We start from the raw sequence: 6,418 nt of genomic DNA, 5'->3' as shown, positions 1-6,418 counted from the left end.
GGCAGCAGCGCGAGGAGTTCGACGACGACCGCGGCTCCGAGATAGAGCGGGAAGACATTGCGTGGGGCGTCGATGATCGGCCCGGCGACGAGATAGGCGACCAGCCCGCGCACCACGACCGCGAACGCCACCACCACGAGGGTGCTGCCACGACCGAGGACGATGCGGGCAGCGACCAGGGTGACGGTGGCGGCGGCGGTGATGAGCAGCGGTTGCAGCACGAGCGGGAACTGCTGGACGCCGAAATCGTATTCGACCTGGAAGACCGACAATCCGATGAGCAGGCCGCCGAAGGCGAAGACGCGCTGGATGCGCACGAACCGCGCATCGGGTTCGTCGGGACGGGGCTTGTTGCGGATGCCCTCGTACTCCAGCAGCAGGACCGCGACCAGCGACAGTCCGGCGCCGCCGATGAGCATCAGATGGGTCGGACCCCACAGCGTGACGTCCTGGCCGAAGATGCGGTGCCAGATGTCGTCGAGGGGGAAACCGATCAGCGCGTACAGGCCCGTGGCGGCGAGCAGGATGCCGCCGACCGGGGCGTACCAGTTGCGGGTGATGCGCACGGCCGCGGCGCCGGGTTTCTCGTCCAGCGGCAGCACGATGGCGGCCATACCCGCGGTGAACAGGAAGAACAGGCCGACGAGAATGAAGTAGTGCGCGGGATTGGCCAGCGGCCCCTCGTCGCGGCCGTTGCCGATGTGCAGGCTGACGTCCCAGATGAAGCCGATCAATGCGGTGACGATCGTGACCAGGAACAGCAGCAGCGGCAGGGCGACCCAGCCGGGCCGGTTCATCTTCGCGCCGATCCGATCGGCCACCGACCCGAGCCAGGTGATGCGCCGTGTGCGGTGCAGGTAGCCGATCCACAGCAGCAGTGCGCCGATCACGCCCGCGGCCGCGGTCATGGCGATGACCTGGTCCAGTGCGGCGCCACCGCCTTCCTGGGCGAGGAACTGTTCGACCGTCTCGTCGGTGGTGCTCGGCACGCGACCCTCCGTTCGGCTACCGGTATATGTAACTCAGGGTAGTGTGAATATTGTCGAGTCGGGCGATCTTTCCCCGCGACGCACGGCTGCTGTTGCCGGTAATACCCCGCGGGGGACGCGGAAATCCGACGCTTGCACCCCCTCGGGTCCCGCACAGCCCGATCGGCGAGGCGTCGCTGATCTTCGCCCCGAACGGGTGCACGGGTGCCGCGCTCCGGACGCTCAGCGACCACCGGGATGGGGGAACAGCAGCGGCGCCAGGAAACGGCGGGCGAACTGCTTGGCCGCGTCGGCATCGTCCAGTGGCAGCACACCGCGCGGATTGGAGATGAACGACATGGTCAACCGCACGAACAACTCGGCAACCACCTCGGTGTCGAAGTCCCCCAGCTCGCCGCGACGCTGCCAGTGCGTGAGAAACCGGGCCACCAACGTCCGACCCTGAGCGATGAACTCGTCACCGGTGAGGAAACTGGTCAACTCACCCGCCGCCGAGGACACCCGCAGACTACGAGTCAGCAGTCGAGGCGACCGCGCCTCGCCGACGAACGCCGCGAACATCTCCGCCAACGCACTCACCGGCCCCGCCGACCGATGTACCGCCTCGGCCATGATCACCCCGACCCGCTGCGACTCGGCCATCAACGCGAACCGGACCAGTGCCGACTTGGTGCCGAACCGGCGATACACTGTCGCCACCCCCACCCCGGCGAGTTCGGCGATACCCACCATGGTGGTCTCCTCGAACCCGACCTCCGCGAAGCAGTCACGCGCCGCCTCCACGATGCGCCGCGAGCGCGGATCCAGCGCGGCCAGATCGGCCCAGGTCTCACCCGCCGCGGCGAGGAATTCCCGTGCCGTGCCGTCGATATCGGCGCGGGAGCGGGATGTGGCGGCGCTGTCGGATCGGTCGCTGTAGCCGGTACCGCTCCTCGGACCCTCGGTATGCGCCTTCACCGGCGCCAGCCTACCGCCGGGCCGGTCGACCCCCGTCGTCGGTGACCAGCCCATCCGGGGCGTCAGCCCCCACGAGTGCCGAGGAAGCCGCGAGCTTGTCGTCTGCCGGCGGCGGGCCCGGCTCCTGCGGCCTGGCGGCCTTCGAAGACACCGGTTGCTCGGGCTGTCCTCACTTGTCCTTCCGTGGTTCTGGCGGCGCAGGGGGCAGAAATTCTGTGGTCCGGGCGGGATCGCTCGGGCACACTGCCAGCCGTGCTCGTATCGGAGAAGGTCGTGCGTGTCTAGCCGCGCCGGGGCGACAGGGCTGAGTGTGAGCTCCTGGGTGCTGTTCGCGAGCTCGGGCTCGCTGGCCGCTGCGGTGATGGCGGCGGGCTGGTCGCCTGCCGCGGTGACCTCGGTGCGGATCGTCTCGGCCGCGGCGCTGCTGGTGCCGGTGGTCGCGGTATCGCGGCCGCGGGCACTGCGGTTCGGCCGCGCCGACCTTCCGCTGCTGCTCGGCTACGGCCTGCTCGGTGTCGCCGGGGTGCAACTGTTGTTCTTCGTGGCTGTGGCCAGGGTTCCGGTCGGGGTGGCGATGGTCCTGGTCAACCTGGCTCCCGTGCTGGTCGCGCTCTGGGTGTGGGCGGCCCGGGGCACCCGGCTGCCCGGACCGGTGTGGCTGGGTATCGGGCTGACATCGGCCGGATCGGCCATGGTCGCGCAGATCTGGCAGGGCGCCGCGCTGGACCTGCTCGGCGTCGCCGCCGGACTCGGGGCGGCGATCTGCTCGGCCTGCTACTTCCTGTTCGGCGAGCACGGCGCGAGCAGACACGATTCGTTCGGGCTGACCGCCGCCGGTCTGGCCATCGGCGCGGTGGCAGTGGCGGTGATCGCCCCGCCGTGGGCGCTGCCTTCGGATCTACTCACCGCCGCCGCGGTACTCGGCGGTCTGCGGGCGCCGGTATGGCTGGTGCTGCTGGTGCTGGCTGTGGTCGGCACTGTGCTGCCCTATCTGGCCGGGTTGTGGGCGCTGCGCGATCTGCCCGCCGCACTGGCCGGCGTTCTGGCTCTGGTGGAGCCGTTGGTCGCCGCCGCGCTGGCCTGGCTTCTGCTCGACCAGGCGCTCGGGCCGCTGCAACTGATCGGCGCGGTCGTCCTGCTCACCGGCGCGGCGCTGGTCCAATGGGCCTGGCCCCGGATCGGTTCCCGTGAGCAATGAGAACAGCTGTCTCACTAGGACACTTGATCCGGTCGGGATAGATCCGATCGGTTCGGTGGAGCGGACGCCATCCGGCTCAGCTGTGCGACCGGTTCACGATTTCTCGAGCAGGCGCCCCAATTCCGCGGCATCGAGCCCGAAGTTGGCGAGCCTGCCCAACGGAATCGACTCCATCATCCGCACCATGTCGACCCCGAGCCCCGCACCGCCGCCGAGCATCGCCCCCATGCCCGCCGCGACCTTGCCCAACGCTTCGGCCACCTTCGGATCGGCCAGCGCCTCACCGAGCGTCGAATCCAGCGTCACCGGAACCCGTATCTCGTCGCCGTCGACCTTCAACCCGCACCCGACCCGCAGGTCACGACTCGACGCCCCGACCGAGACCTGATACTCGCCGCCCTCGACCACCCAGCGCTCCAGCCGCGGATCCCAGTACGCCAGATCCTCGCGCCGGATCGGCACCGACACCCGCGCGCTCGCCCCGGCCGCCAGATCCACGGTCGCGAACCCCGCCAGCACCCGCTCCGGCCGCACCACGGCCGACCCGGGCAGCCCCGCATAGACCTGCACGACCTCCCGGCCGTCCCAGGAACCGGTATTGGTCACCGTCACCTCCACCACCCAGCCCGCCGCCTCCGCGGACACCGTGAGCTCGTCGTAGTCGAAGGTGGTGTAGGACAACCCGTGCCCGAACGGGAAACACACCGCCATCTCCCTGGCGTCGTACCAGCGGTAACCGACGAACAGCCCCTCGCCGTAGCGGACCCGCGAATGCTCACCGGGAAAGTTGAGGAACGCGGGGGCGTCCTGCAGGCGCAGCGGCGCCGTTTCCGCCAGCCGCCCCGAGGGATTCACCACCCCGAACAACACATCCGCCAGGCCGCCGCCACCGGCCTGCCCCAGCAACCCGCCGTCGAGGATCGCCTGGGCTTGGGCGGCCACCGGCTCGAGCCGCAGCATGCCGCCGTGCGCCAGCACCACCACCGTCCTGGGCTGCACCCGGACCACCTCGGTCAGCAGCCGCAACTGATCGGCGGGCAACTCGATATCGGTGCGGTCGAACCCCTCCGACTCCTGGTTGGCCGCCAACCCGAGGAACACCACCGCCACCGCCGCCTCGGACGCCACCGCCACCGCCTCCACCCGCAGCGCGTCCGCGTCCCCGGTGCCGTCGGTGGTGAAACCCCGCGCATAGGTGACCGATCCCGGCCCGGCATGAGCGCGGATCTCCTCCAACGGCACATCCAGCCGGGTCGCGTTCACATGCGAGCTACCGCCACCCTGATAACGCGGCGCTTCGGCGAACTCGCCCACCACCGCCAGCGCGCTACCCGCCGACAACGGCAACAGTTCACGATCGTTCTTCAGCAACACCACGCATCGTGCCGCCACCTCGCGAGCCAGCGCGTGGTGCTCGGCGGCATCCGCCGCGGGAACCTCGAGCTGCCTGCCCTGCCGCACCCGCTCGGCCAGCACCGCCATCCGCTCGGCCGACGCATCCAGATCCGCCGGATCCAGCTCGCCCGCCTCCACCGCCGCGACGACACGCGCATCCGAGCCGCCCCCGCTACCGGGCATCTCCAGATCCAACCCGGCCCGCACCGCCCGCACACGATCGGTGACCGCGCCCCAATCGCTCACCACCACCCCGTCGAAGCCCCACTCGCCGCGCAGCACCTCGGTCAGCAGCCACCGGTTCTCGCAGACGTGCACCCCGTTGATCCGGTTGTAGGAGCACATCACCGTCCACGGTCGCGCCGTCCGCACGATATGCGCGAACGCCCGCAGATAGATCTCCCGCAACGGCCGCACATCGACATCCGAACTCGACCGCATCCGATCGTGCTCGGCATTGTTCGCCGCGAAATGCTTCAACGACGCCCCGACCCCCGTGCTCTGCAAGCCCGTCACCCATGCCGCACCCAGCACACCGGTCAGCAACGGATCCTCGGAGAAGTACTCGAAATTCCGCCCGCCCCGCGGATCGCGCTTGATGTTCACCCCCGGCCCGAGCAGCACATCCACCCCCGCCGCCCTGGCCTCGTGACCGAGCGCCACCCCCACCCGGCGCACCAACTCCGCATCCCAGCTCTGCGCCAGCCCGACCGCGGGCGGGAAACACGTCGCGGGCAGACTCGCCGCCAGCCCGAGATGATCGGTCGACCCGACCTGTCTGCGCACTCCGTGCGGCCCGTCGGTCATCGTCACCGGCTCGATCGACCCCACGGACTTCGTCGTCCAGAAATCCGCGCCGCTACCCAGCGCCGCCTTGTCCGCCGTCGACAGGTCCGCGATCGGAGAGTCAGTCATGGGCCAACACTAGGCCACACCGGTGCTCTGACCACGGCATTCGACACTCGCCCTGGCGCGGTGCGCGAACCTCCGGACGCCTGCCGCGCGCGAATTCAGGGCACGATCGCGAGCTGGCGGGACTGGGCGACCAGAACGCCCGTGCTGTCCCACAGCTCGAAATCCTCTTCGTGGAAACCGTTCACCAGATGCTTGGTGCTCACCCGGCACGCCAGCCACCCCGGCGCGGGCCGCCTGCGAATGTGCGCGGTCAACTCCACCGTCGACGACATCCGCACACCGTGATCGAAGATGACCGGGGGAGCGGCATCCACCAGCGCCGCCAGCGCGATCGGATCCGCATCACGGCCGTCGGTGAAACGCATCCAGAACTCCCAGCTCGCCGCCCGGCCCAGCTCGCCATTCCAGAAGCCGCGCAGCTCCGGCATCCGGAACTCGACCCGCTCACCGATGCCCGTCTTGGCGACCTTGCCCCGGCCCGCGACCGGATCCACGCAATCCTCCGGGGCGGGCAACTCCGGTGCGACACCCAGCTCGATCGTCTGCCCCTCGGCCGCCGCCAGATCGGTGAACGTGGCCAGAACCCGGATGATCTCCTTGTCGTCGCGCACCAGCGTCGCAGCCCCGGTACCGGTCCGCCGTCCGACCCGCGCCGTCTCGGTCAGCACCCGGGCCGGCCCCGGCGTGCCCGGACGCAGGTAGTGCGCCGACACCGACAGCAGATCCGGCTGCGGCACCTCGCCACGCAGCGCCTGCAGGCAGACGGCCAGCAGATAGCCGCCGTTGGCGGTGCCGGCGGGGGTGTTCCAGCGGTCGGTCAGCTCCAGCTCGTAGACATGGTCGCCGACCGCGGTGCTCGCGGTGTCGCTGTCGAAGGCGTAGGGCGCGGTCGTGGTCATCGTTTTCCTTTCCCGTACTAACGATGATCATCGCGCACCCACCGCACAGGGCGCCGGGTGGTACC

4 protein-coding genes and 1 pseudogene are annotated in these 6,418 nt (G+C 69.9%); 1 reads left to right on the top strand and 4 read right to left on the bottom strand.

From position 1 onward, the window contains the following. Positions 1 to 908 (bottom strand): annotated as a pseudogene (locus ON26_RS14665) (hypothetical protein); the annotation flags it as partial. Between the two features lie 303 nt (positions 909 to 1,211). After that, positions 1,212 to 1,946 carry a TetR/AcrR family transcriptional regulator gene (locus ON26_RS14660; protein ID WP_245545857.1) on the bottom strand — a complete coding sequence of 245 codons (735 nt, stop codon included), beginning with the start codon at positions 1,944 to 1,946 and terminating at the stop codon, positions 1,212 to 1,214. Between the two features lie 277 nt (positions 1,947 to 2,223). Here ON26_RS14660 and ON26_RS14655 point away from each other — a divergent pair, with 277 nt between their 5' ends. Further along, positions 2,224 to 3,144 carry an EamA family transporter gene (locus ON26_RS14655; protein ID WP_040796693.1) on the top strand — a complete coding sequence of 307 codons (921 nt, stop codon included), beginning with the start codon at positions 2,224 to 2,226 and terminating at the stop codon, positions 3,142 to 3,144. A gap of 93 nt (positions 3,145 to 3,237) precedes the next feature. On the opposite strand, the gene ON26_RS14650 is transcribed toward ON26_RS14655, so the two are convergent. Then, on the bottom strand, positions 3,238 to 5,454 hold the full coding sequence (locus tag ON26_RS14650; protein WP_040796692.1) for a glycoside hydrolase family 3 C-terminal domain-containing protein: 2,217 nt from the start codon (positions 5,452 to 5,454) through the stop codon (positions 3,238 to 3,240). A 95-nt stretch (positions 5,455 to 5,549) separates the two neighbouring features. After that, entirely contained in the window at positions 5,550 to 6,353 is an 804-nt protein-coding gene (locus ON26_RS14645) for a thioesterase family protein (protein WP_040796691.1), read from the bottom strand. Positions 6,354 to 6,418 lie beyond the last annotated feature (65 nt).

The sequence above is a fragment of the Nocardia higoensis NBRC 100133 genome, assembly GCF_000308595.1.
GTDB classification, from domain to species: domain Bacteria; phylum Actinomycetota; class Actinomycetes; order Mycobacteriales; family Mycobacteriaceae; genus Nocardia; species Nocardia higoensis.
Note: the sequence above shows the minus strand (reverse complement) of the source record. Positions and strands in the feature narration are given on the sequence as shown.